The following is a 21,829-nucleotide window of genomic DNA, read 5'->3' on the forward strand; positions in this document are numbered from 1 at the left end:
ACCATCGGAAGCTGTGATCCGAACTAACTCCCGTGAGGTATTTGGGAACAGCGCTCACTCTCGTGACCGCCGCCGGGGTGCTCAGCGTGACCGCCGGTCCGGCGTACGCCGGCGTGACCGTCAGTCCGCCCAGCGTGCCGCAGGGCAGTGGGCAGAACCTGACCTACCACGTCGAGAACGACGGCACCCGGCCGCTGACGCGGGTCACCCTGCAGATCCCGGCCGACACCCCGATCGCCGAGGTCTATCCCCTCTCGGTCGACGACTGGGCGCCCCAGATCGAGTGGCAGAACCTCAACACCCCGCTGAAGACGATCCACAACGGCACCCCGGTCACCCAGGTCCCGAAGTCGATCACCTGGATCGCGGTCGGCGGCACCTCCATCGCCCCCGGCGGCGCGGCCGACCTCAGCGTCGCGCTCGGCCCGCTCCCCACGCTGAGCACGATCACGTTCCAGCTCACCGGCGCGTACGCGGACGGCAAACCCGCCCCGGCGATGCCCGCCACCCTGACCCTCACCCCGGACCCGTCCGGGGCGACCGCCCACGACCACGGTTCCACCGGTGCCACGGACAGCGGCACGGCAGCGGGCGCGGCGGGTTCCACGGGCGGCGCGGCAGGTTCCACGGGCGGCGCGGCGGGCTCCACGGGCGGCGGTTCTGCGGGCGACTCCGCTTCGGCCGACGAGGACGAACTGTTCCGCCAGGCGGTCGCCGAAGTCGAACAGAACGACCGCGGCGCCTCGGTCCTGGGCATCGTCGGCTGGATCGTCGCGGCCCTCGCCCTCCTCGGCGCCGGCTGGCTGATCCTCCGCAACCGCCACCGCGCCAACGAAACGCCCGACGACGAACCCGACGAAACCCCGGAACCGGCCGCCGCCACCCCGAGCGGTGACACCACGGCTTCCGCTGCTTCCGGCGGCACTTCGGCCGGCCCGGCCGACGGCATTCCGGTCGCTGCCGCGGACAGCGGCCCGGGTGCCACCGCAGACAGCGCCCGGATCGCTGCCGCGGACAGCGTGCCCGGTGCCACCGCAGACGACGCCCGGATCGCCGACGCGGACAGCGTGCCCGGTGCCACGACCGACAGCGCCCGGATCGCCGTCGCCGACAGCGGCCCGGCCGGAGGCGCCGGGATCGCGGCGGAGAGTGCAGCCGCAGCGCCCGCCTCGGCGGATGCGGACGGCGGACCCGAAACGACCGACGACGACCGCGAGCCCATCCCGGCGGGCCGCTGGAGCCTCAAAGGCTGACGAAGACTCCCACGCAGGCAGGGTCCTGCAGCGGGAAAACCTCACGCGGGTGTGCGTGAGGTTGTCGTGGATACGCGCGTGGGGCGCGTACCACGACAGGCGGGTGGGGCCCCGGGCAAGGCCCGTGATCCGCGCGCCCGGGCGGGTGAGGACCCCTCCTCACCCGCCCGAACGTCTCACCACCCGGCCCCGCATCACCGCGCCGCGAGCCCGGTACGACACGGCGCGACGCCCCCGCCCGACACGACGATGCGGCAGGAAGAGCGCGCGGGCGGTGCCGGCGGAGGATCTCGCCACGATGCTCAAGCGGGACTGACCCACGCACGGCCGGCGGCGCGGGCGGTGAGGGCAGAGCAACGCACCCGTCCAGCTCACCACGACGCTGGAGCGGGACCAACCCACGCACGGCCGGCAGCGCGGGCGGTGAGGACAGAGCAACGCACCCGTCCAGCTCACCACGACCCTGGAGCGGGACCAACCCACGCACGGCCGGCAGCGCGGGCGGTGAGGGCAGAGCAACGCACCCGTCCAGCTCACCACGACCCTGGAGCGGGACCAACCCACGCACGGCCGGCAGCGCAGGCGCTGAAGACGGGCGGCGCGGGCACTGAGGGTGGCGCGGGGCGGCTCACGCGGCGGGGAAGGTTTTCGGTGACCAGCCGCGGGCAATGAAGGGTCGCGGCGATCGTTCAGGGCGCACCAGCGGCCTGATCGCCGTGATCCGGCCTCGGCGGGAGCGGCGATCAGTTATCAGCGCGGACCTACGACATCCGCATCATGAATTTGATCTTGATCCAGGCGAACGACCGGCGCCTACACCGGCACCACCCGTTCGGTGCGGAGGGCGTCGATGATCTCGCGTTCGACGCGGTCCGATTCGTCGTGGGGCACCTGGCAGGTGCCGGCGGCGATGTGGCCACCGCCGCCGTAGCGGAGCATCACCTCGCCGATGTCGACCGGGGAGGTGCGGTCCAGGATCGATTTGCCGCAGGCGAAGACGGTGTTGAGTTTCTGGCGGCCCCAGATGATGTGCACCGACACCCGGGCGTCCGGGAACAGCGCGTAGACCATGAAGCGGTTGCCGGCCTCGATGACCTCCTCGTCGCGCAGGTCGACGACGACCACGTCGCCGTCCATGTGGGTGACCCGGTGGAGCTGGTCGACGAAGCGGGCCGAGCATTCGTGGAACAGGCTGGCGCGTTCGGCCACGTCGGGCAGGGCGAGGATCTCGTGGACGTCCTGGTGTTCGATGCAGGCGTCGATGAGCTGCATCATCAGCTGGTAGTTGGAGATCCGGAAGTTGCGGAAGCGGCCGAGGCCGGTGCGGCTGTCCATCAGAAAGTTGAGCAGTGTCCAGCCGGTGGGGCTGAGAATGTCGGTCAGCCCGTAGTCGGCCGAGTCGGCCTGGTCGACGGCGAGCATCAGGTCGTCGGAGACCTTCGGGAAGCGGGCCCGGCCGCCGAAGTGGTCGTAGATGACGCGGGCCGCGGACGGCGCGTCGGCGTCGATGATGTGGTTGCTGCGGTCGCCCTCGTTGCGGATGGTCTCCGAGTGGTGATGGTCGTAGACCTGGTAGGCGCGAGCGTCATAGGGCAGGTTGGTCAGGATGTCACGGTCGGTGATGTCGACGACGCCGTCCTGCACGTCCTTGGGGTGCACGAACATGATGTCGTCGATCATGTCGAGGTGCCGCAGGAGCACGGCGCAGACCAGGCCGTCGAAGTCGCTGCGGGTCACGAGCCGGTACTTCACGGGGTCCCCTTCGGTTGCCAGACCTTTGCGCCCATTTTGCCACTTTTATCGGTTAGGTCTTGGGTGCATCGAGGGAAGCGTTGTCATTGTGCTCGGCGGCACACATCGGGGTGAACCATCCGAGGGGGCCGCTGCGTAAGGTTCAGACGGACGGTAACAACGGTCGGAGGACTGACGAGACGATGGACCAACCTCAGCTCATCCAGGAGCGCAGCGCGCCGCCGGCCACACTGGTGATCTTCGGCGCGTCCGGTGACCTGACCCGGCGCAAGCTGCTGCCGGCGGTGGAGAGCCTGGCCCGCCACAACCGGCTGCCCGACCAGTTCGCACTGGTCGGCGTCGCGCGGACGCCGATGTCCGACGAGCAGTTCGCCGAGAGCGCCCTGGGCGACCGCACCCTGGCCGACAAGCGACAGTTGGCCGGTGGCGTGCGGTACGTGTCGGGCGGCTACGACGACCCGGAGACTTACAAGCGTCTGGCCGAGACGCTCGACGAGTTGGACGCGCAGCGCGGCACGTCCGGTAACCGTCTGTTCTACCTGTCGACCCCGGCGAACGCGTTCGAGCCGGTGATCTGCGGACTCGCCGGCGCCGGGCTGAACCAGGCGAACGAGGGTTCGTTCGCCCGCCTGGTGATCGAGAAGCCGTACGGGCGGGACCTGGCCACCGCGCGCGAGCTCGACGGCGTCGTGCATGCCGCGTTCGACGAGTCCAGCGTGTTCCGCATCGACCACTACCTGGGCAAGGACACCGTCCAGAACGTGCTGGCGCTGCGCTTCGCCAACTCGATCTTTCAGCCGATCTGGGACCGGTCGTGGGTCGACCACGTGCAGATCACGGTGGCCGAGACGCTGGGCGTCGGCACCCGCGGCGGATTCTACGAGTCGGCCGGCGCGATGCGCGACATCGTGCAGAACCACGTGCTCCAGGTGCTCGCGCTCGCCCTGATGGAGCCGCCCGCCTCGTTCGGCGGCGAGGGCCTGCGCAGCGAGAAGGTGAAACTGCTGCAGGCGATCCGGCTGCCCACCGACCGGGACATCGCCGACGCCGCGGTCCGCGGGCAGTACACGCGCGGCGGCACCCGCGAGGAGCTGATGGCCGGCTACCGCGAGGAGATCGGCGTCGACCCGCTGTCACGCACCGAGACGTATGCGGCGCTGCGTCTCAACGTCGACAACTGGCGCTGGGCGGGGGTGCCGTTCTACGTCCGCACCGGCAAGCGTCTCCCGGCCCGGGTCACCGAGGTGGCCCTGCAGTTCCAGCGGCCACCGCACCTGCCGATCCCGACCAGCCAGCTCACCGAACTGGACGCGGACGCCCTGGTGCTGCGCATCCAGCCCAACGAGGGCATCTCGCTGCGCTTCGGCGCCAAGGTGCCCGGCCACTCGTTCCGGGTCCGCACCGCCAGCATGGACTTCTCGTACGACCAGACCTTCGTGGAAGAGTCGCCGGAGGCGTACGAGCGTCTACTGCTGGACGCGCTGGTCGGGGACGCGTCGCTGTTCATCCGCAGTGACGAGGTGGAGCAGTCGTGGCGGGTCGTCGACCCGATCATCGAGCACTGGGCGAACGACCGCTCGCCGATCCCGACCTACGAGGCGGCCTCCTGGGGACCGGCCGACGCGGACCGGCTGATCGGGCGTAACGGTCGGAAATGGCGCAACTCGATCTGAGAACTGCGACGGTGGGCGGGCTCGCATAGGGTTGGATGCAGCCCGCCCCCCGATCGAAAGAAACAGCACATGCAGGTATCGGTCGCGCACCACCCACCGAACACGGCCGTCCTCGTCCTGCGCGGTTCGCTCGACATCGACACCGCGCCCGCGCTGAAGGCCAACCTCGGCCGCCTGGTCGAACGCCCCGCACCCCGGGTCGTGGTCGACGTCTCCGGCCTCGACTTCTGCGACTCGATGGGGGTCGGCGTCCTGGTCACCGCCCACGGCCGCGCCATGGAGCGCGGCGGCTGGGTGCGGCTGGCCGCCCCGTCCGGCTTCCTCCGGCGCCTCTTCGACACCCTCGGCCTGTCCGACTATCTGCCGATGTTCCCGGATGTGGCAGCGGCCCTGAAAGACGAATAGACCGCTCCTGGCGTACGCGATGCGCCCCGCGCCGCGCTGACCACCTGCGCGGACCGGATCGACGTCATGAGCCGGCGGATTCGCACCGACCGGAGAGATGTCCTGCCGGCGCCCCGTCAGGCACCGTTGAACGGGTGATCCGTTGGACGGCTTCGCGGCGCGGGCCGATGCTGACCGGGGCGTCCGGCCCGGTGCGTTCGCGGCATCGGTGGCGGACGCCGGCCCGAGCCGGCGGGACGGGTGCCGACGCGGTCAGCGGGTGCCGGTGGAGACCGCGTCGAGGGCGGCGACCGCGGCGCCTCGGGCGCCGGCCATGTCCAGGTCGGCGACCAGGGCGAAGGTGGCGGCTCTGGCCTGTTCGTCGCGGAGCTGGGTGCTTTCGCGGACGGTGTTCAGGAACCATTGGCGAAAGTGCGGGGCGGCCTCGACCACTCCCCCACCCAGGAAGTAGGCCGACGGGTCGGTGAAGTTGGCGGCGATGGTGAAGAGTTTGCCGATCGCCCGGGCCTGCTGGCTGAAGACGGCGATCGCCAGCGGGTCGTCCTTCTCGCCGTAGCCGCGGAGCATCTTGGCCGCTGATCCGATCGGCTCGGCGGCGAGGGGGTGTCCCGGGAAGCGGGTCAGCCAGTACGGCAGCAGGTTGTTGCGGATGCCGGTGAGGGAGGCGATCGACTCGACGTCGCCCTCGAAGCCGCAGTTGCACCTGGGGACCGGCTGGCCGTCGTCGAGGACGCCGTGCAGGGGAATCTGGACGTGACCGAGCTCGCCGGCCATTCCGGCCGCGCCGCGGATCACCTTGCCGTTTTCGACGACGCCGCCGCCGAGGCCGGTGCCGACGATCGCGGCCACCGACGACGTCTCCAGGGCGGCCGTGCCGAAGTGGCGGTGGTGGGCGTAGAGGGCGGCGGCGTTCGCGTCGTTGTTGTAGATCACCGGCAGGCCGAGCCGGGTCTCCAGGGCGCCGCGGATGTCGAAGCCGTGCCACGACACCTGGTTGAAGTTGGTGGCGCCCTTGGAGGAGATCACTCCGTGCGCGCTGGCCGGGCCGGGCGTGTCCAGCCCGACCGCGCGGACCAGGGACAGCGGGGTGCTGGTCAGCTCCAGGATGTTGGTGAACGCCTCGGCGAGCGACTCGACCGCCGACTCGGGGCCGTCGAGGACCCGGGACGGGTTCTCCACGAGATTGTTCACCAGGAACTGGCCCGTCGCGTCGAGGACGGTGGCGTTGTTGCAGGTGCCGCCGTTGTCGAGTCCGACGACCACCCAGGACGACGGGGTGCGTACCGTTTCAGCCTGATCCACGGGACGAAGCCTACGTCCGTCACCGTTGTCCGGTCACGGGTGCGCCCGGATTGCGGACCGGTGAGTCACGGTTGCCGTCGTGCGGCGCCGGCGCGCAGCCGCCGAAGCATCGGGCATGACGACGGCCGACGACCTGGTTGCCCACCTGCTGCGCCGGACCACCTTCGGTGCCACCCCGGACTCTCTCGCCGAGGCACGCCGACTGGGCGCCGCCGGCTGGCTGGACCGTCAGCTCGACCCGCAGCGCATCGACGACAGCCGCTGCGACGCGGTGCTGGCCCGGCTGCCGCTGGCCGGCGCCACCCCGGCGCAGGTGCGTGCCGCGCTGCCGAAGGACTCCTACGAGGGTTTCCGCCAGCTGGGCCGGGCCGCGATCGCCCGGGCCGCGTGGAGCGAGCGGCAGCTGTTCGAGACGGTGGCCGCCTTCTGGGCCAACCACCTGCACGTCGCCGCGCCGTCCGCCGGGGTGTGGGACACCCGCGCCGACTACGACGCCCAGGTGATCCGCAAGCACGCCTTCGGCCGGTTCGCCGACATGCTCCGGGCCAGTGCCCGGCACCCGGCGATGCTGACCTATCTCGATCAGCGCTCGTCGACCCGGTCGCACCCCAACGAGAACTACGCCCGTGAGCTGATGGAGTTGCACACGGTCGGGATGGCCTACGACGAGGGCGACGTTCAGGACGCCGCCCGCCTGCTCACCGGCATGACGGTGGGCAGGACCGGGGATTACGTGTACGACACCACCCGGCACGCCGTGGGCGGCGTGGACATCCTCGGCTTCCGCCACGCGAACGCGGGCGTCAACGGGGAGCCGGCCGCGCTGGCGTTCTTCGACCACCTGGCCATGCATCCGGCGACCGCCCGGAACCTGGCCCGCAAGCTGTGTGTCCGGTTCGTCGCCGACGAGCCGCCGGCCGCGCTGGTCACCCGGCTGGCCAAGGTCTATCTCGACAACGGCACCGCGATCGTGCCGGTGCTGCGCGCCCTGTTCACCGCGCCGGAGTTCGCGGCCGCGGCCGGGCAGAAGGTCCGCACCCCGTTCGAGGATCTGATCGCCACCGTGCGGGTGCTGGGCCTGGGCCCGGACGCGGACGGGGTGAAGGGGCTGGACGCGCTCTACGACATCGCGGTGACCGCGGGCCAGGCGCCGTTCCGCTGGGCGCCGCCGAACGGGTATCCGGACGTCGCGGCGGCCTGGGCGTCGCCGTCGGCGTTCCTGCTGCGCTGCAACTGGCACCTCAACCTGGCCGCCGGCTGGTATCCGAAGCAGCTGAGCCGGCCGGCCGACCTGCTCAGGGCGCTGGTTCCGGTGCTGCCGGCGACCTACGGCGCGCTGATCGACGCGCTCGCCACCCGGCTGATCGGCACCGTTCTGCCCCCGGCGCACACCGCCGCCGTGCTCAGTGCCGCCGGGAAGCTGCCGAACACTGTCCTGGACCGGTCCTTGGCCGGGCACACCCCGTACCTGATCGCGCTCGTCCTCGACGCGCCGTCCTTCCCGCTGAGGTGATCATGAACGGCACCGTTTCCCGCCGCAGCATCCTGGGCGCCACCCTGGCCGGTGTGGCCGGGGCCGCGCTGAGCACCCGGGTGGCGTTCGCCGCGGGCGCGTACTCCGGCGACACGCTCGTGGTGATCTCACTGCGCGGCGGTTTCGACGGGCTCTCGGCGATCGTCCCAATCGGCGACAGCGCCTACTACACGGCCCGGCCCGGGATCGGTGTGCCGAAGAGTCAGGTGATCGCCGGCGACGGCACCTTCGGCCTGCACCCGGCGCTCGCCCCGCTGCTGCCGCTCTGGCAGGGCGGCCGGATGGCGGCGGTGCACGCGGTCGGTCAGCCGAACCCCACCCGGTCGCATTTCGCCGCGATGGAGGCGATGGAGAACGCCGCGCCCGGCACCTCGCTGCGCAGCGGCTGGCTGGACCGGATGCTCGGGCTGACCGGTGCGACCGCCCCGCTGGCCGGGGTGTCGCTGGGGCACGCGATGCCGGCCCGGATCCTGCTCGGCGCGGCCGACGACGTGGCGATGACCGGACTGGACGGCTTCAGCCTGGCCGGCGAGGGGAAGCGGCCGATGGCCGCGGCGCTGCGGGCGATGTACGCCGACGCGCCGGCGGCGCTGGCCGGTCCGGCCCGGTCCGCCGACCGCGCGCTGGCCGCGGTCCACACGGTCCGCGATGCGGCGTACGCGGCGGCAGCCACGTATCCGGACAGTGAGCTCGGTGCGGCGCTGCGGGACGTGGCCCGGCTGATCAAGGCGAAGGCCGGCCTGGTCACCGCGGCGGTCGACTGCGGCGACTGGGACATGCACAACGGGCTCGGCACCGCGGTCAAGGGCCAGCGGATGTACGACAACCTCGCCGACCTGGCGGCCGCGCTGGCCGCGTTCACCACCGATCTGGGCCCGGCGCTCGGCTCCGTCACGGTGCTGACGATCAGTGAGTTCGGCCGGCGGGTGCAGGAGAACGCCTCGCACGGCGCGGACCACGGCCACGGCAACGCGATGCTGCTGCTCGGCGGCGGGATCCGGGGCGGGAAGGTGTACGCGGACTGGCCCGGGCTGACCCCCGGCGCGCTGGTGGCGGGCGACCTGGCGGCCACCACCGACTACCGGTCGGTGATCGGGGAGGTGCTGCAGAGGCGCTGCGGTTTCGGGTCGCTGGACGGGGTGTTCCCCGGCGTACGGCCGAGCAGTTTCGGTTGTGCCGTGGCCCGATGACGACAGTGGGCCGCCACGTCACCGTGACGGCCCACTGCCTCGCGGCGCCCCTGCCTACTTGGCGGTGGCGGTGCGGCGCTTGCTCCAGACGTCGAAGGCGACGGCCAGCAGCAGCACGAAGCCCTTGAACAGCATGACCTCCTCCGGCGCGCGGCCGAGCAGGCCCATGCCGTTGTTGATCACGCCCATGATCAGGCCACCGGTGATCGCGCCGACCACCTTGCCGACGCCGCCCTGGACGGCCGCGCCGCCGATGAAGGCCGCGGCGATGGCGTCCAGCTCGAAGCTGTTACCGGCGGTCGGGCCGGCCAGGTTGAGGCGGCCGGCGAAGATGATGCCGGCGACCGCGGACAGCACGCCCATGTTGACGAACAGCCAGAAGACGACCGACTTGACCTTGACACCGGACAGCGTCGCGGCCTGCAGGTTGCCGCCGACCGCGTAGATCTGGCGGCCGAACACCGCCCGGTTGGTGACCAGCGTGTACGCGCAGACCAGGATCGCGAGCAGGACCAGCACCCAGGGCAGGTTGCGGAACCGGGCGAGCTGCACGACCAGGAAGATGACCAGGGCCGCGGGGACGGCGACCTTGGCCACGAACAGCCACATCGGGTCGACGGCCTGCCGGTAGCGGACCCGGCCCATCCGGGCGCGCCACTGCACGAAGACCATGGCGACCACGACGAGGATGCCGACGACCAGGCTGAACAGGTCGGCGCCGCCGAGGCTGCCGAGCCCGACGTTGCCCAGGAAACCGGGGATGAAGCCGTTGGCCAGGGTGCGGATCTCGTCCGGGAACGGGCCGATGCCCTTGTTGCCCAGGATCATGTAGGTGACCGCACGGAACAGCAGCATGCCGGCCAGCGTGACGATGAAGGCGGGGATGCCGAAGTACGCCACCCAGTAGCCCTGCCAGGCGCCGATCAGGGCGCCGATGACCAGCGTCGCGATCACCGCGACCGGCCAGGGCAGGCCCCAGTTGACCATCATGACCGCGGAGAACGCACCGGTCGCGGCGACGACCGAGCCGACCGACAGGTCGATGTGGCCGGCGATGATGATCAGCACCATGCCGATCGCCAGCACCAGGATGTACGAGTACTGGACGATGATGTTGCTGAGGTTCTGCGGCGCCAGCAGGTCGCCGCCGGTCCAGATGGTGAAGCCCAGGACGAGCAGCGCGAGCGCGATGTAGATGCCGCTCGACTTCAGGTCGAAGTTGACCTTCCGCTGGGCCGCGTTCCCGGCACCGGCCGGTCCCTCGCTGATCGACAGGTCAGCGTTGGTAGGTGCGACGGTCACGGCGCCACCTCCTGTTCTTCCTTCGTCATCAGAGTCATCAGACTCTCCTGGGTGGCCTCGGCGCGCGGCACCTCACCGGTGATCCGGCCGGCCGAGAGGGTGTAGATGCGGTCACAGATCCCGAGCAGCTCGGGCAGCTCGGAGGAGATGACCAGGATGGCCTTCCCCTCGTCGGCGAGCCGGTTGATGATCGTGTAGATCTCGTACTTGGCGCCGACGTCGATACCGCGGGTGGGCTCGTCGAGGATCAGCACGTCCGGATCCGTGAAGATCCACTTGGACAGTACGACCTTCTGCTGGTTGCCGCCGGACAGCTTGCCGACCACCGCCTCGACGGTCGGCGACTTGATGTTCATGCTCGCCCGGTACTCGTCGGCGACCTTGAACTCCTCGTTGCCGTCCACCCAGCCGCCCTTGGCCAGCTTGGACAGACCGGCCGCGGACACGTTGCGCTTGATGTCCTCGATCAGGTTCAGGCCGTACCGCTTGCGGTCCTCGGTGGCGTACGCGATGCCGTGGTCGATCGCCTCGCGCACGGTCCGCGCCTTGATCTCCTTGCCGTCCTTGATCAGCCGGCCGGAGATGTTCACCCCGTACGAGCGGCCGAAGACGCTCATCGCCAGCTCGGTGCGGCCGGCGCCCATCAGCCCGGCCAGGCCGACGATCTCGCCGCGGCGCAGCGTCAGGTTGGCCTTGCGGACCAGCGCGCGGTCCGGCTGGGTGGGGCTGTAGACCGTCCAGTCCTCGATCCGCAGCACCTCCTCGCCGACGGTCGGTTCGTGCTCCGGGTACCGGTGCTCGAGGTCGCGGCCCACCATGCCGGAGATGATCTTGTCCTCGGTGAGGTTCTCGATCTCGTCGGTCCAGATGGTCCGGCCGTCACGCAGAATGGTGACGCGATCGGAGATTCCCATCACCTCGTTGAGCTTGTGCGAGATGATGACGCAGGTGATGCCCTCGTCACGCAGGCCTCGGAGCAGGTTGAGCAGATGCGCCGAGTCGTCGTCGTTGAGCGCGGCGGTCGGCTCGTCGAGGATGAGCAGCTTCACGTCCTTGGAGAGCGCCTTGGCGATCTCCACGAGCTGCTGCTTGCCGACGCCGAGCTCGACCACCGGCGTGACAGCCTTCTCCTTGAGGCCGACACGGCGCAGCAGATCGTCCGCCGCCGCGTTCGTCTCGTTCCAGTTGATCCAGCCGCGCTTGCTGCGCTCGTTGCCGAGGAAGATGTTCTCGGCGATCGAGAGGTTCGAGGCGAGCGCCAGCTCCTGGTGGATGATGACGATGCCCCGGTGCTCACTGTCGCGGATGCCGCCGAAATGGCACGGCTCACCCTCGAACTCGATGTCACCCTCGTAGGTGCCGTGCGGGTAGACCCCGGACAGCACCTTCATCAGGGTGGACTTGCCGGCCCCGTTCTCCCCGCAGATGGCGTGGATCTCGCCCCTGCGCACCTCGATGTCGACGTCCTGGAGCGCCTTGACGCCGGGGAACGTCTTGGTGATCCCGGTCATCCGCAGGATCGTGTCGGTCATAGAGACCCTCCTAAGGGCCGATGAAGTCCGCGCCCCGCCCGCGGGTGGCGGGCGGGGCGCGGAATCCGGATCACTTCAGCTGGTCGGCGGTGTAGTAACCGCCGTCGACGAGCACCTTCTGGTAGTTGTCCTTGTCGACGATGACCGACTGCAGCAGCTGGGCCGGGACGACCTTCTTGCCGTTGTCGTAGTCCGTGGTGTTGTTGGTCTGCGGGGTCTGGCCCTTGAGGATGGCGTCGGCCATCTCACCGGTGACCTTGGCCAGCTGACGGGTGTCCTTGTAGATGGTGGAGTACTGCTCACCCTTGATGATCGACTTGACCGACGCGACCTCGGCGTCCTGGCCGGTGACGATCGGGAACTTCTGCGCGGCGGTGCCGTAGCCACCCGACTTCAGGGCCGACAGGATACCGATCGAGATGCCGTCGTACGGGGACAGCACGCCGTCGACCTTGGCGCCGCTCTTGTAGGTGGAGGTGAGGATGTTCTCCATGCGCTTCTGCGCGGTCTCCGGGTCCCAGCGCAGGGTGGCGACGGTCTTGAAGTCGGTCTGGCCCGACTTCACGACGATCGTGCCGTCCTTGATGAACGGGTCCAGGATGCTCTTGGCGCCGTTGAAGAAGAACGTCGCGTTGTTGTCGTCCGGGGAACCGGCGAACAGCTCGACGTTGAACGGGCCCTTGGCGTCACCCTTGCTGCCGTCGGCCTTGAGCACGCCGAGACCGGTCAGCAGCGAGGTGGCCTGCTGCACACCGACCTTGAAGTTGTCGAAGGTGGTGTAGTAGTCCACGTTCGCGTTGCCCCGGATCAGGCGGTCGTACGCGATGACCTTGATGCCGGCGTTCTTCGCGTTGTCCAGCTGGTTGGAGATCGCGGTGCCGTCGATCGACGCGATGATCAGCAGCTTGGCGCCCTTGGTGATCTGGCTGTCCAGCTGCTGCGTCTGGGTCGGGATGTCGTTCTCCGCGTACTGCAGGTCGACCTTGTAACCCAGACCCTCGAGCTGCTGCTTGAGGTTGTCGCCATCGTGGATCCAGCGCTCCGAGGACTTGGTCGGCATGGTGATGCCGATCAGCGCGCCCGCGGTGTTCCCACTGCCGGCGGCCTTGTCCGCGGTCTTCTCGCTGGAGCCGCAGGCCGCCATGGTGGTGACCAGCGTGGCAGCGCCGAGCGCCGCCAGGAGCCGGGTGTATTTCACGGTGAATCTCCTCTTTGAGAGCGGTGTTACAGGGGGCGGGCCAGACGGTGGTACGCCTGGTTCCACCGCACCCGGTCGGCGAAGTCGTCGGTCGAGGTGCGGTCATCGATGAGCAGGAGCTCGGTCTGGGCCATCGTCGCGAAGTCCCGCAGGACCTCCGCGCCGACAGCCTGGGTGAGGACCGTGTGGTGCGGTCCTCCAGCGGTGAGCCAGCACTCCGCCGAGGTCGACAGCGACGGGGCGGGCTTCCACACCGCACGGGCCACCGGCAGGTTCGGCAGCGGCTCGTCCGGCTCGACCACCTCGACCGCGTTCGCCACCAGGCGGAACCGGTCACCGAGGTCGGCCAGGCCGACCACCACACCCGGGCCGGGCGTGGCGTCGAACACCATGCGGACCGGGTCCTCCCGGCCGCCGATGCCCAGCGGATGAATCTCGACACGCGGCCGGGCGGACGCGATGGTCGGGCAGACCTCGAGCATGTGCGCCCCGAGGATCTTCGGCTCGCCCGGACCGAAGTGGTAGGTGTAGTCCTCCATGAAGGAGGTGCCCCGGCCGGTGCCGGTGCCCATCGCCTTCACGGCGGCCAGCAGGGCGGAGGTCTTCCAGTCGCCCTCGCCGCCGAAACCGTAGCCGTCGGCCATCAGGCGCTGCACCGCCAGGCCGGGCAGCTGCCGCAGGCCGCCCAGGTCCTCGAAGTTGGTGGTGAACGCGCCGAAGCCGCCCTCGGTGAGGAACTGCCGCAGGCCGGCCTCGAGCCGGGCGCCGTAGCGCAGCGAGTCGTGCCGCGCCCCGCCGACGGCCAGCTCGGGGGCCAGCTCGTACCGGTCGGCATACTCGGCGACCAGGTCGTCGACCGCCTTGTCGTCCACCGCGTCGACGACGGTGACCAGATCGTTCACGCCGTAGGTGTTGACCGAGACGCCGAAGCGCAGCTCGGCCTCGACCTTGTCGCCCTCGGTGACCGCGACGTCGCGCATGTTGTCCCCGAAGCGGGCCAGCCGCAGGGTGCGCAGGCGCTGCAGGCCGGCAGCGGCGCGGGCCCAGCCGTCGATCCGGGACACCACGGACGGGTCGGAGACGTGGCCGGCCACCGTCTTGCGCGGCACCCCCAGGCGCGCCTGGATGAACCCGAACTCGCGGTCGCCGTGCGCGGCCTGGTTCAGGTTCATGAAGTCCATGTCGATGGACTCCCAGGGCAGCGAGATGTTGTGCTGGGTGTGCAGGTGCAGCAGCGGCTTGCGCAGCGCGTCCAGACCCGAGATCCACATCTTGGCCGGCGAGAACGTGTGCATCCAGGCGATCACGCCGATCACGGTCGCGTCGTTGTTCGCGTCGAGCATCACCTGCTTGATCGCGCCCGAGTCGGTCAGCACCGGGCGGGTGACGAGCTCGGCGCTCAGGCCGGCGGCCAGGGTGCGCTGGATCTCAGCGGACTGGTCGGCCACCTGCTGGAGCGTCTCCGGCCCGTACAGGTGCTGGCTGCCGGTCAGAAACCAGATCTGCGGCTTCATCCGTTTCCTTTGGTGTCGTGGTGCAGTCACCGGGCCTCCGTGGCGCTTGGCTGCGCGTGCCGGCGGTCCTCGCCGTGGGGACGAGTCGTGCCGGGCCGGCGGTTCCCGCCGCGGGAGGCGGGTCGTGCCGGGCCGGCGGTCTCCGCCGGAAGGGCGGGTCACGCCGGGCGGGATGCGGACATCCCACGCATTTCATCGTGCAGCACCGGAGACGCGATGATGAGCCCGTCAAGGATCTTGGCGGCCATCTCGTGATGTGCGATCAGTGTTATCGCTAACAAAAGTCGTGTCAACGGCTCTTCGCAACAACAAAGTAACGGCCGCGAAATCGAGACTTACGCGGGCGGGGCGACACTCTCGCGCACTACCAACCGTGCCGGGACGATCACCGTATCGGCGGGCCGCGGGGCGTCCCTGAGCTGTCCCAGCAGAAGTGTCAGAGCGGCCCGGGCCACGTCCCCGAACGACTGGCGCACGGTGGTCAGCGGGGGGATGAAATAGGCCGCTTCGGGCACGTCGTCGAAGCCGATCAGGCTGACGTCGTGCGGCACCCGGCGGCCCCGCTCGTGCAGTGCCCGCAGCACGCCCAGGGCCAGGTGGTCGTTGGCCGTGAAGATCGCGGTGACCTCCGGCATCCGGGCCAGCATCTGCCCGGCCCGGTAGCCCTCGGCGGCCGACCAGTCGGCGCTGAGCAGCGGCGGAACCTCCCGGCCGGCCTCCTGCAGGGTCTGCCGCCAGCCCTGGATGCGCCCGGCCGAGTCGAACCAGTCGGTCGGCCCGGAGACGTGCCAGACGGTCTCGTGGCCGGCCTCCAGCAGGTGCCGGACCGCCGCCCGGGCGCCGGCCACCTGGTCGACGGTGACCAGCGAGCGCCCGGCCGCCGGGTCGCCGTCGATGCAGACCACCGGTACGTCGGCCGGGATCTCGGCGAGGGCCTCGGTGGCCGAGGCGACCTGGGCGATCACCACCAGGCCGGCGACCCGCTGGTCCAGGTGCCGGTCGACGACCGCGGCGATCGAGTCCCGGTCCAGCTCACGCACGCTGCCGACGCTGACCGCGAAGCCGGCGTCGGCGGCCGCCTGCTCGAACTCGGTGAGCATCGAGGCCGGGCCGTAGAGCATGCTGTTGCGGGCCACCACGCCGATCAGCTGGGACCGGCCGGTGACCAGGGCGCGGGCCGCCCGGTTGGGGCGGTAGCCGAGCTCGGCGATCGCGGCCCGGACCCGCAGGCGGGTCTGCTCCTTGACGTTGGGATGATCGTTGAGCACGCGGGAGACGGTCTGGTGGGAGACGCCCGCCAGACGTGCCACGTCGGTCATCGCCGGGGAACGTGATCCCTTGGTCTCCACTTGCGCTCCTCGCCAGGTACCGATCTGATGGAGCGTAGCGGCGCGCCGCGTCTCCCGGTGTGGGAAATGTTATCGATAACAATGCCGGTGCCGCGAGCCCCTCCGCGACCCTTGCTCACCGACCCGTACTCTCGGCAGCAATGGACGCGACACCCACCATCGGCAGCCCTGTGGTGCCCGGCTCAGCGGGCGACGAGGGCTTCACCTCCCTGCGCCGTCCCGCACGGCCGCGCGCCGAACGATACGAGATGGGCCGGGCTCTGCGCGAGCGGTCCCCCCGGTCGGACGTGGCGCAGTGGCGTCCGCCGGCCGACCGGCCCGACCCGGTGGGTCAGGTGCGGGCCTCGCACGAGGGCCGGTTGCCGTGGCTCGTGCCGGTCCGGATCGGCCGGATGATCGCCAGTCCCTACGCGTTCCTGCGCGGCACCGCCGGGCTGATGGCCGACGACTTCGCCGGCCTGCCGCACACCGGCATCACCCCGGTCATCTGCGGCGACGCCCACCTCGGCAACTTCGGCTTCTACGCCTCCCCGGAGCGGGACCTGGTCTTCGACCTCAACGACTTCGACGAGGCGCACCCCGGCCCCTGGGAGTGGGACCTGCGCCGCCTGGTGGTCAGCGTCCACGTGGCCGGCCGGGTCAACGGCTTCCGGGAGAGCGCCTGCGCCGAGGCGGTGCAGCACTGCGTCGAGGAGTACCGCGGGCAGATCGCCGATCTGGCCGCCCGGCCACTGCTGGCCCGCTCCTTCGACCGGCTCAACGTCGACGCGATGCGGTCGGTGGCGACCCGCGGCAGCTTCCGCGACGAGATCGAGCGGGCCGCCCGCCGGGCCCGGCGGCGCACCAGCGACCGGGCGCTGCCCCGGTTCACCGAGCGGCGCGACGGCAGCCGCCGGCTGGTCGAGGAGCCGCCGGTGATCACCCGGCCGTCGGACGCCGACCGGGACCTGCTCGACGAGGCCCTGGACGGCTATCTGAACACGCTCAAACCGCACTGGGCGCGGATCCTCGGCGGCTACCGGGTCATCGACGTGGCGCACAAGGTGGTCGGCGTCGGCTCGGTCGGCCTGCGGGCGTACGTGGCGCTCTGCGAGGGCAGCGACCCGGAGGACGTGGTCTTCCTCCAGCTCAAGCAGGCCCGCCGGTCGGTGATCGCGAAACACCAGCACGGCGCGCTGGCCTGGCACCGGCACCAGGGGCAGCGGGTGGTCGAATACCAGCAGGCGCTGCAGACGGTCAGCGACCCGCTGCTGGGCTGGACCACCGTGGGTGAGCACCAGTACTACGTGCGGCAGTTCCGCGACATGAAGGGCGCCATCGTCGTCGAGGACATCAACGCCGGTGCGCTCGCCGACTACGCCGGGATCTGCGGCTACCTGCTGGCCAAGTCGCACGCCCGGACCAGCGGGGCGTCGATGATCGCCGGATACTGCGGCGGCAGCGACAAGCTGGACGAGTCATTGGCCAAGTTCGCCCGGTCGTACGCCGACCAGGTGGAGAAGGATCATCAGGCGCTCGTCGCGGCGGTCCGTCGCGGCGAGCTGGCAGCGGAGGTGGCATGAGCGGCGTGATCAGCCTGGAGTCGACGGCCCTGCGGGAGTTCTGGACCGAGCGGCATCTGTGCACGCTCACCACGCTGCGCGCCGACGGGTCGCCGCACGTGGTGGCGGTCGGCGCCACCCTCGACCCGGAAACCGGGATCGCCCGGATCATCTCCTCCGGCGGCTCGGCCAAGGTGCGGCACGTGCTGCGCGGCCAGCAGCGGGTGGCGATCTGCCAGGTCGACGGGCCACGCTGGAGCACCCTGGAGGGCCTCGCGGTGATCCGCGACGAGCCGGCCGCGGTCGCCGAGGCGGAGCGGCGGTACGCCGGTCGTTACCGGACGCCGCGCCCCAACCCGGCCCGGGTGGTCATCGAGGTCGCCGTCGCCCGGGTGCTCGGCTCGGCCTCGCTGATGCCGTCGGCCGCGACCAGCGCCTGAAGCTCGCGCCCACCGCGCCACCGGCGCACCTGGCGGACACCGAGGTAGATCAGGTAGAGGGTCACCATCGGGGCGCCCGGGAACTTCAGCGACCGGACCAGCCCGGAGCCGTCCGGCAGCACCGAGAACGACGCCACGATGGTGATCACCATGACCGCCTTGGTGCGCAGCGTGGTGGCCGCCAGCAGGGTCAGCGGCCACAACATGTACCAGGGCAGGAAGACCGGGGCCAGGGCGACCGTGGCGACGATCGCGGCGGCCGAGCCGAACAGCGCCGCCCGCACCGGGTCGGCGCGGTCCCGCAACGCCCGGACCCAGATGACCACCAGGGCGACCGCGAGCACGGCGTAGGCGGCCGCGCGGACCGCCGGCACGGCGTCGAAATCCGGATCGAAGAGCCGGCCGGCGTACGTGATGGTCATGCCGACCGCGGTGGGCATCGAACTGAACTGGACCAGGGCGCCGCTGTCCGACAGGCCGGCGATCCAGCCGAGGTCGAGCCCGCCGGCCACGGTGATGCCGGCCAGCGCGGCCACCGACGAGCCGGCGACCGCGAGCGTGCCGATCACCAGGCCCTGGAGCCGGCTCCGGTAGGTGGCGGCGACGATCAGCACGGCGAACGGGATGGCCACGCCGGCCGTGGCCTTCACCGCGACCGCGGCGCCCAGCAGCACCCCGCCGCCGACCCGGGCCGCCCAGTGCCGCGGGCACCGGGTGACCACGGCCAGGCCGCCGACCAGCAGGCCGAGCATCGCGGCGTCGTTGTGCGGGCCGCCCAGCAGGTGCAGGCCGATCAGCGGACCGGCCAGCGACAGCCACAGGGCGCGGGCCGGCGCGATCCCGCAGCGGCGGGCCAGCACCGGCAGCCCGGCCGCCATGGCCACCACGCCGCCCAGCGCGACCAGCCGGAACAGGACCAGCGGCAGGATCAGCGAACCCAGGTGCGGCGGCAGCGCGTCGACCAGGCCGGACGGGAGCGCAACCGCCTGGCCGAGCAGGATGATCGCACCGGCCAGCAGGACGAACAGCGGACCGTACGGGGTGATCGTGTCCCGCCAGATCGGCGGCACCGCACCCACCCACGAGCAGGGCAGGGTCTGCGCGGTCGACGTGTACGGGCTCAGGCCGTGCGCGAAGAGCTCACCCTGACAGCTGTACGAATAGAGGTCGCGGCTGCCGACCGGCGGCACCAGCAGGAACGGGACCGCCCACAGCGCGGCGGTGCCGAGCACCCAGCGGGGGCTCAGCTCGCGATCCCGGCCGGACCACCACGCGTACCCCAGCAGCGCCGTGCCGGCCAGCCACAGCGTGGTGACCGGCAGGTTGTGGCCGCCCTCGTCCGGCAGCGCCCCGCCGAACAGGCCGGCCAGCGCGAGCAGCAGGGCACCACCGAAACCGGCCCAGCGCAGAGCCCGCGTCGTCAGCACCGGCAGGTGGTCCCGGCGACGGGCGACCAGCAGGCCGAGCCTGGACGAACGGCAGGCGTCCAGAAGGCGATGCCGGACTCCGGTTCGGTCATTGTTCATGCTGGCCTCATGCCCTAGTCAGCGGCTCCGGTCCCGGTCGGTGGTGACGCCGTGATGGTGGTCACGGCGCGGCGATGCGCGCCGAGGGCAATCGTGCTCCCTGACCGCTGTGCCCGGCCACCCGGCCCGCCCGGGACGCGGTTTCCGGGACGTAAATCAAAGACCGGCGGAGCGTCCCGGGCAAGCCGGTGTACTGCAGATCTCAGGTGGCGGCGGTGCTCGCGGGGTCCGTTTCGCGCAGCGGCGGCGCCCGGGCGTGTCGGGGCGCGATTTCCCGGGGTGCGCGGCGGGGTGACGGTGCGCGGGCCTGCCGGGGCCGGTCTGCGGGGGTGCGGGTCTGCCGGGCGGGGGTCTGCCGGGCGGGGGTCTGTCGGGGCGGCGGTCCTGGGGGCGCGGCGGGGGCGCGGCGGGCGGGCTGACGGCGTACGCCGCAATCGGCTCCTCAAGCGGCAGCGGCCCGGGGGCGGGCAACCTCCTGACGGGCGAGCGGCCTGCCGAGAACCTCGGCGTAGTGGTGGAGCAGCTGGTCACCGACCGCGGACCAGCTGCGGCCGGCGATCGCGGCACGGCCCGCGGCGCCCATCGCGCGGCGCAGCGACGGGTCGGCGGCGAGCCGGGCGACGGCATCGGTGAAACCCGTCTCCTCGTGCGCGGGGACCAGGAGACCGGTGTGGTCGTGGTGGACCAGGTCGCGGGGGCCGCCCTTGGCCGGCGCGACCACCGGGATGCCGCTGGCCATCGCCTCCTGGACGGTCTGGCCGAACGTCTCGAACGGGCCGGTGTGGGCGAACACGTCGAGACTGGCGTAGATCCGGGCGAGCTGGCCGCCGTGCCGGGCGCCGAGGAAGGTGGCCTCCGGCAGCGCCCGGCGCAGGTGCGCCTCGGCCGGGCCGTCGCCGATCACCACCAGCCGGACATGCGGCAGGCGGGAGACGCCGGCCAGCAGGTCGACCTCTTTCTCGACGGCGAGCCGGCCGACGAAACCGACCAGCACTTCGCCGTCGCGGCACAGCGCGCGTCGGACACCGGCGCTGCGCCGACCCGGATGGAACCGGACGTCGTCGACACCCCGGCGCCACAGGTGCACGCGCTCGACACCGTGCGTGCGCAGCGCCGTCATCGACTCGGTGGACGGCGCCAGGGTGCGGGTGGCGGCGTTGTGCAGCCGGCGGATCCAGCGCCACGACAGATCCTCGCAGACGCCGAGGTTGCGGGCGCGGGCGTAGGCCGCCACATCGGTCTGGTAGACCGCCACCGTGGGCAGGCCGAGGCTCGACGCGGCGGTACGCGCCCAGGCGCCCAGCACGAACGGGCTCGCCAGGTGCACCACCTCGGCGCGATGATCCCGGATCGCCGCCCGCAGGGCCGGCATCGGCAGACCCAGCCGGATCTGCGGATAGCCCGGCATCGGCACTGACGGGATCCGGACCACCGGGTACGGCAGGGTGGCCGGGACCGGTCCGGGCGCCGGCACCGGCGCGATGACGATCGGTTCGTGACCGGTACGGATCAGGTGCTCCGCGGTCCGGACGACCGAGTGGGCGACGCCGTTGACGTCGGGCATGAAGGACTCTGTGACCAGCGCGATGCGCATGCCACCCAGGGGAAGGTCGGGCCGGGGCCGGGTCCCGACCGATTCATGACCGTGAGCCGAACTGTGGTTTACATCGCTGATGTTCGCCGTTCCGTCGCCTGGCCGTCCGCGGGAAGCCGCCTCTCGTCCCCGGGCGAAATGTCGGGAACATTCTGTGAATCGAAGCCTGCCACTAGGAACCGACGTCACCGAACGTCATGATCAGCGCGTGATGCCGACGCCCGGGACGCTGCGACTCGTGGCGACGCTCGGTGCGGTGCCGGGCCTGCGTCCGACCGTGGACAGCGCGATCCCGCCGATGGTGACCTGGGAGGACGGCCCGAGCGGGCGCGCCGCGGCGCAAGCACTGGTCGCCAGCGGATATACGGTGAGTGAGCAGTTCTGGGGCGGCGGGGTGGTGGACGTGCCGACCTCGAACCATGCGTATTCCAGCGCGTCCTGCGGCCCGTGACCGCGGCCGTGCTGTACGCCGGCGGAAGGTCGAAACCCTTCAGCACCGACGGGCGGATCCGAGCCGCACATCGGGAACGGCGGCGGGATCGCTCCCGCCGCCGCCCCTCGTCCCGGCCTGGTGCGCCCTGATCCGCCAAGCGCCCGGAAGGTCGGGGGGCGGTCTCCCGGGCGGGTCGTCCATGGGCGCGAGTCAGCGGCCGCCAGAACTGGGGGGCGACGGCCGCTCGGCCGGGGAGCTTCTCACTTTCCTGCGCCTTGCACCGGCCTCTGC

General features: G+C 71.1%; 17 protein-coding genes. 8 read left to right on the forward strand and 9 right to left on the reverse strand.

All coding sequences use genetic code 11. The features are described from left to right. Positions 1-41 precede the first annotated feature (41 nt). On the forward strand, positions 42-1,253 hold the full coding sequence (locus ACSP50_RS24985) for a DUF1775 domain-containing protein (RefSeq protein WP_172898804.1): 1,212 nt from the start codon (positions 42-44) through the stop codon (positions 1,251-1,253). Between the two features lie 813 nt (positions 1,254-2,066). Here the strand turns inward: ACSP50_RS24985 and ACSP50_RS24990 are convergent. Then, on the reverse strand, positions 2,067-3,005 hold the full coding sequence (locus tag ACSP50_RS24990) for an exopolyphosphatase (RefSeq protein ID WP_014692069.1): 939 nt from the start codon (positions 3,003-3,005) through the stop codon (positions 2,067-2,069). Between the two features lie 182 nt (positions 3,006-3,187). Here ACSP50_RS24990 and zwf point away from each other — a divergent pair, with 182 nt between their 5' ends. Further along, the gene (gene zwf / locus ACSP50_RS24995) at positions 3,188-4,678 is read left to right on the forward strand and encodes a glucose-6-phosphate dehydrogenase (protein WP_043512131.1); all 1,491 of its coding nucleotides are present in this window, start codon (positions 3,188-3,190) and stop codon (positions 4,676-4,678) included. Positions 4,679-4,747: 69 nt separating this feature from the next. Next, positions 4,748-5,083 carry an STAS domain-containing protein gene (locus tag ACSP50_RS25000; RefSeq protein WP_014692071.1) on the forward strand — a complete coding sequence of 112 codons (336 nt, stop codon included), beginning with the start codon at positions 4,748-4,750 and terminating at the stop codon, positions 5,081-5,083. Between the two features lie 252 nt (positions 5,084-5,335). Here the strand turns inward: ACSP50_RS25000 and ACSP50_RS25005 are convergent, their stop codons facing one another. Continuing rightward, on the reverse strand, positions 5,336-6,385 hold the full coding sequence (locus ACSP50_RS25005) for an ROK family protein (RefSeq protein WP_014692072.1): 1,050 nt from the start codon (positions 6,383-6,385) through the stop codon (positions 5,336-5,338). 115 nt (positions 6,386-6,500) lie between these two features. On the opposite strand from ACSP50_RS25005, the gene ACSP50_RS25010 reads away from it, so the two are divergent. Next, positions 6,501-7,898 carry a DUF1800 domain-containing protein gene (locus ACSP50_RS25010; RefSeq protein WP_014692073.1) on the forward strand — a complete coding sequence of 466 codons (1,398 nt, stop codon included), beginning with the start codon at positions 6,501-6,503 and terminating at the stop codon, positions 7,896-7,898. Between the two features lie 2 nt (positions 7,899-7,900). Continuing rightward, positions 7,901-9,109 carry a DUF1501 domain-containing protein gene (locus ACSP50_RS25015; protein WP_014692074.1) on the forward strand — a complete coding sequence of 403 codons (1,209 nt, stop codon included), beginning with the start codon at positions 7,901-7,903 and terminating at the stop codon, positions 9,107-9,109. A 54-nt stretch (positions 9,110-9,163) separates the two neighbouring features. Here ACSP50_RS25015 and mmsB read toward each other — a convergent pair whose 3' ends face one another. The 5 genes from mmsB to ACSP50_RS25040 form a co-directional block, all read right to left on the reverse strand. Further along, a complete protein-coding gene (gene mmsB / locus ACSP50_RS25020; protein ID WP_014692075.1) occupies positions 9,164-10,411 on the reverse strand; it encodes a multiple monosaccharide ABC transporter permease in 1,248 nt (415 codons plus the stop codon). Continuing rightward, positions 10,408-11,943: a multiple monosaccharide ABC transporter ATP-binding protein gene (gene mmsA / locus ACSP50_RS25025; RefSeq protein WP_014692076.1), complete on the reverse strand. Its 1,536-nt coding sequence runs from the start codon at positions 11,941-11,943 to the stop codon at positions 10,408-10,410. The genes mmsB and mmsA overlap by 4 nt, the downstream gene beginning before the upstream one ends. Positions 11,944-12,013: 70 nt before the next feature. Further along, positions 12,014-13,141 (reverse strand): multiple monosaccharide ABC transporter substrate-binding protein, encoded by a 1,128-nt coding sequence (chvE, locus tag ACSP50_RS25030; RefSeq protein ID WP_014692077.1) that lies wholly within the window; start codon positions 13,139-13,141, stop codon positions 12,014-12,016. A gap of 26 nt (positions 13,142-13,167) precedes the next feature. Further along, a complete protein-coding gene (gene araA / locus ACSP50_RS25035; RefSeq protein WP_014692078.1) occupies positions 13,168-14,655 on the reverse strand; it encodes an L-arabinose isomerase in 1,488 nt (495 codons plus the stop codon). A gap of 335 nt (positions 14,656-14,990) precedes the next feature. After that, complete coding sequence (locus ACSP50_RS25040; RefSeq protein ID WP_043512132.1) at positions 14,991-15,974, reverse strand: LacI family DNA-binding transcriptional regulator; 984 nt, start codon at positions 15,972-15,974, stop codon at positions 14,991-14,993. Between the two features lie 170 nt (positions 15,975-16,144). Between ACSP50_RS25040 and ACSP50_RS25045 the strand changes: the two genes are divergently transcribed. Together ACSP50_RS25045 and ACSP50_RS25050 are read left to right on the forward strand one after the other, a co-directional pair. Next, entirely contained in the window at positions 16,145-17,566 is a 1,422-nt protein-coding gene (locus ACSP50_RS25045) for a DUF2252 domain-containing protein (RefSeq protein ID WP_014692080.1), read from the forward strand. Beyond that, the gene (locus ACSP50_RS25050; protein ID WP_014692081.1) at positions 17,563-17,985 is read left to right on the forward strand and encodes a TIGR03618 family F420-dependent PPOX class oxidoreductase; all 423 of its coding nucleotides are present in this window, start codon (positions 17,563-17,565) and stop codon (positions 17,983-17,985) included. Before ACSP50_RS25045 ends, ACSP50_RS25050 begins: the two co-directional genes overlap by 4 nt. Here the strand turns inward: ACSP50_RS25050 and mptB are convergent. Further along, entirely contained in the window at positions 17,880-19,511 is a 1,632-nt protein-coding gene (gene mptB / locus ACSP50_RS25055) for a polyprenol phosphomannose-dependent alpha 1,6 mannosyltransferase MptB (protein ID WP_014692082.1), read from the reverse strand. The genes ACSP50_RS25050 and mptB overlap by 106 nt on opposite strands. Before the next feature lie 442 nt (positions 19,512-19,953). Beyond that, positions 19,954-21,105, reverse strand: a complete 1,152-nt coding sequence (locus ACSP50_RS25065; RefSeq protein ID WP_014692083.1) for a glycosyltransferase family 1 protein — start codon at positions 21,103-21,105, stop codon at positions 19,954-19,956. Between the two features lie 208 nt (positions 21,106-21,313). On the opposite strand from ACSP50_RS25065, the gene ACSP50_RS25070 reads away from it, so the two are divergent. Continuing rightward, positions 21,314-21,556 (forward strand): hypothetical protein, encoded by a 243-nt coding sequence (locus ACSP50_RS25070; RefSeq protein ID WP_043512133.1) that lies wholly within the window; start codon positions 21,314-21,316, stop codon positions 21,554-21,556. Positions 21,557-21,829: the final 273 nt, after the last annotated feature.

Source organism: Actinoplanes sp. SE50/110 (assembly GCF_900119315.1).
In the GTDB taxonomy this organism is placed as follows: Bacteria; Actinomycetota; Actinomycetes; order Mycobacteriales; family Micromonosporaceae; genus Actinoplanes.